This window comes from Cellulomonas septica, assembly GCF_012396155.1.
Taxonomy (GTDB): Bacteria; Actinomycetota; Actinomycetes; order Actinomycetales; family Cellulomonadaceae; genus Cellulomonas; species Cellulomonas septica.
Genome location: NZ_JAAXOY010000354.1, coordinates 1 through 3,610 on the forward strand (window position 1 = coordinate 1; position 3,610 = coordinate 3,610).

The following is a 3,610-nucleotide window of genomic DNA, read 5'->3' on the forward strand; positions in this document are numbered from 1 at the left end:
CCCGGCGGCGACGGCCCCGGCCGCGTAGTCGTGCCCGTCCACGTGCTCACCGGGCAGGGCGACGAACAGCCCGCCCGGCTCGACCTCGCGCGAGTCGACGACGACGGGACCCGCGACGACGAGCGCGGGGTCGACGTCGGCGCGCAGCACGCCACCCGTGGCGGCCGCGATCTCGGCCGCAGTCAGGGCGATCACGCGTGCTGCTCCGCCCGTGCGGGGGAACGCTCGGCCCTGGCCGCGAGGTAGACGTCGCGGTCGTTGTACCGGTGGAACACGCCGGCGATCTCCTGTGTGGGTTCGTGGCCCTTGCCCGTGACGATCACGGTGTCCTGGTCGGTCGCCAGGGCGAGGGCGTCGCGGATGGCCTGGGCGCGGCTCGTCGCCTCGTGCACGTCGGCACCGGACGGGCGCTCGGCGCGCACGCCCTCGAGGATCGCGGCGCGGATCGTCGCGGGGTCCTCCGAGCGGGGGTTCTCGTCGGTGACGACCAGCACGTCGGCGAGCCGGGCGGCGATCTGGCCCATGATCGGGCGCTTGCCCTGGTCACGGTCGCCGTCCGAGCCGAAGACGAGGATCAGCCGGCCGGGCGTGATCGGGCGCACCGCCTCGAGCGCGAGCACCAGCGCGTCGGGCGTGTGCGCGTAGTCGACGAGGCACAGCGGCCAGCCGTCGCCGCGCTCGACCACGCGCTCCATCCGGCCGGGGATCTCGTGCGCGTGCGCGACCGCGTCGACCGCGACCGCGAGGTCGACGCCGGCCGCGTGGGCCAGCACGATCGCCAGCGCCGCGTTCGACACGTTGACCAGGCCGGGCAGCGGGCTCGCCGCCGCGTGCTCGGTGCCGTCCGGCCCGCGCAGCACGAACGACGAGCCGACGCCGTCGAGACCGATGTCGGCCGAGACGACCGCCCAGTCGGCGTCCGTCGCGTGCGGGTCGTCGACGTGCGTCGCGACCGTCTCGACGGGGATGCGCGCGCTGCTCGCGAGGCGGCGGCCCCACTCGTCGTCGACCACCACCACGCCGCGGCGCGCCTGCTCGGGGTCGAACAGCCGCGCCTTGTCGCGGAAGTACCCCTCCATGTCGCCGTGGAAGTCCAGGTGGTCCCGCTGCAGGTTGGTGAAGCCGACGACGTCGAACGTCAGGCCCCGGACGCGGCCGAGAGCGAGCGCGTGCGACGACACCTCCATCGCGACCGCACCCGCACCGCGCTCGCGTGCGAGCGCGAGGATCGCCTGCAGCGCGGGCGCCTCGACGGTCGTGCGAGGGCTCTCGACGGCCTCGTCGCCGACGCGCAGCTCGACCGTGCCGAGCACCGCCGTGACCGCGTGCGCGGCCCGCAGGGCGGCGTCGACGAAGTACGTCGTCGTGGTCTTGCCGTTGGTGCCCGTGACGCCGACGGTCACGAGGTCCTCGCCCGGGTGGCCGTGCACGTGCGCGGCGAGCGGACCCGACACGGCCCGCGGGTCGTCGGTGAGGAGCACGGGGACGGTCAGGCCGGCGTCGCGGACGAGCGCCGCGCCGGCGGTGTCGGTGACGACCGCGACCGCGCCGGCGGCGACCGCCTGCGGGGCGAACGTCGCGCCGTGCACCTTGAGGCCGGGGACGGCGACGAACAGGTCGCCGGGCGCGACGTCACCGCTCGAGACGGTGACACCGGTGACGACGAGCGCGGGGTCGAGCGCGTCCGCGACCAGCGAGAACGTGGCGGTGAGGTCGGTCACCCGGTGGGTCGCGGGATGCTGGGGGCGCATCCGGGCCGGGGACGTCATGGGGAGAATCTACCCCGGTCGGACCCCCACCACGCCGCGTCCGGGGCCGCCGTGAGCACGCTCACCACGTCGTCGGGAACAGCTGCGCCTGGCTCCCCGACGGCGGCACGCCGAGCTCGCCGAGCGCGAACCCGGCGACGTCGCGGAAGACGGGGGCGGCGACCGTGCCGCCGTAGATGGACGTGCGCGGGTTGTGCAGGATGACGCTCACCGCGATGCGGGGCGAGTCGACGGGCGCGACGCCGATGAACGACGCCGTGATGCCCTGGTGGCCCTTGACCCAGTTCTGCGCCGTGCCGGTCTTGCCGGCGACCCGGTAGCCCGGGATCGCGGCGCTCCCGCCGGTGCCGTCGTCGACGACGCTCTCCATCATGGTGAGGACGGTCGCCGCGGTCTGCGGCGAGACGACCTGCGTGGTCGCCGCGGCGGGCTCAGGCGTGTAGGTGCCGTCGGCCGCCGTCCAGCCCTTGATGATGTGCGGCTGGACGCGGACCCCGCCGTTCGCGATCGTCGCGAACACCTGCGTCGCCTGCAGCGCGGTCACCGACACCGCCTGCCCGAACAGCACGGCGAACTTGGACCGGCGGTCCCAGCTGTCCCACGTCTCCCACGACCGCAGGATGCCGGGCGACTCCCCGGGCAGCTCGATGCCCGTGCGCGCCCCGAAGCCGAACTTCGTGAGGTAGTCGTGCCGGGTCTGCTGCGGCAGGTTCTGCCCGATCATGACCGTGCCCGTGTTCGACGACTCGGCGAGCACGCCCGTCGTCGTGAGGCGGAGCAGCCCGTGCTCGTGCGAGTCCTTGAACGTCTCGCCGTTCTCCGTCGTGTAGGTGTACGGCACCTCGAACTGCGTGAGCGGCGTCACGAGCCCGGCGTCGAGCGCCGCGGCCATCGTGATGACCTTGCCCGTCGAGCCCGGCTCGAAGACGTCGGACACCGAGCTGGCCAGCGAGCCGCCGGTGCTGTCGCCCGGGTCGTTCGGGTCCACGGAGCCCGAGTCGGCCAGGGCCAGCACCTCACCGGTGCGCGTGTCGAGCACGACGACCGTGCCGCCGTCCGCACCCGTCGACGCGACCGCGGCCGACAGCGCCTCCTGCGCCTTGAACTGCAGGTCCGACAGGATCGTCAGCTGGACCGAGTCGCCCTGCTGCGCCGGGGAGCCCGCCGAGTACCCGCCGGGGATCGGCTGACCCTTGCGCCCGCGCTCGTAGGTCTCCTCGCCCGGCGAGCCCGCGAGCCGGTCGTCGAGCGACCGCTCGAGGCCCTCGAGGCCCACGCCGCTCGAGTTCACGAACCCGATGACGTTGCCCGCGAGGTCACCGTTCGGGTAGACGCGCTCGGCCACCTTGTCGATCTGGATGCCGGGCAGCTTCAGCGCCCGGATCTCGCGCGCGACGGTCGGCTCCACGTTCTTCGCGATGTAGCGGAACTGGCGGTCGCCCACGAGCATCCCGCCGACCTCCGCGGGGCTCTTGCCGAGGATGGGCGCGAGGCGCTGCGCGACCCCGGCGGCGCCGTCGGGCACCTCGGGCGTGCCGGTGCTCTTGTACTCGCCGACCTGCCGCTGGTTCACGGAGATGTCGTAGCGCTCGACCGACATCGCGAGCGGACGCCCCTCGGCGTCGGTGATCTCGCCGCGCGCGCCGAGCACCTCGAACGAGGTCATGCGCTTCTCGCGCGCCTCCGCCGCGATCGCGTCGCCGCGGATCCCCTGCACCCACACGAGCCGCCCGGTGAACACCGAGAGGACGAGCAGCACGACCACGGTGAGGAAGGCCATCCGCGCCCGCGCGCCCGTGCGCACGTTCCTCGGCGGCCGGCCTCCCCCACCACCGCGGACG

3 protein-coding genes are annotated in these 3,610 nt (G+C 74.2%); all 3 read right to left on the reverse strand.

What is annotated here, in order from left to right; all coding sequences use genetic code 11:
• The coding region (locus tag HGA02_RS13095; RefSeq protein ID WP_343035469.1) for a Mur ligase domain-containing protein at positions 1 to 195 on the reverse strand (195 nt) is incomplete at its 3' end.
• Complete coding sequence (locus HGA02_RS13100) at positions 192 to 1,769, reverse strand: UDP-N-acetylmuramoyl-L-alanyl-D-glutamate--2,6-diaminopimelate ligase (RefSeq protein ID WP_168679380.1); 1,578 nt, start codon at positions 1,767 to 1,769, stop codon at positions 192 to 194. The genes HGA02_RS13095 and HGA02_RS13100, both read right to left, overlap by 4 nt.
• Before the next feature lie 61 nt (positions 1,770 to 1,830).
• Positions 1,831 to 3,610 (reverse strand): peptidoglycan D,D-transpeptidase FtsI family protein (locus HGA02_RS13105; protein WP_343035470.1); only part of this gene is annotated, 1,780 nt, incomplete at its 5' end.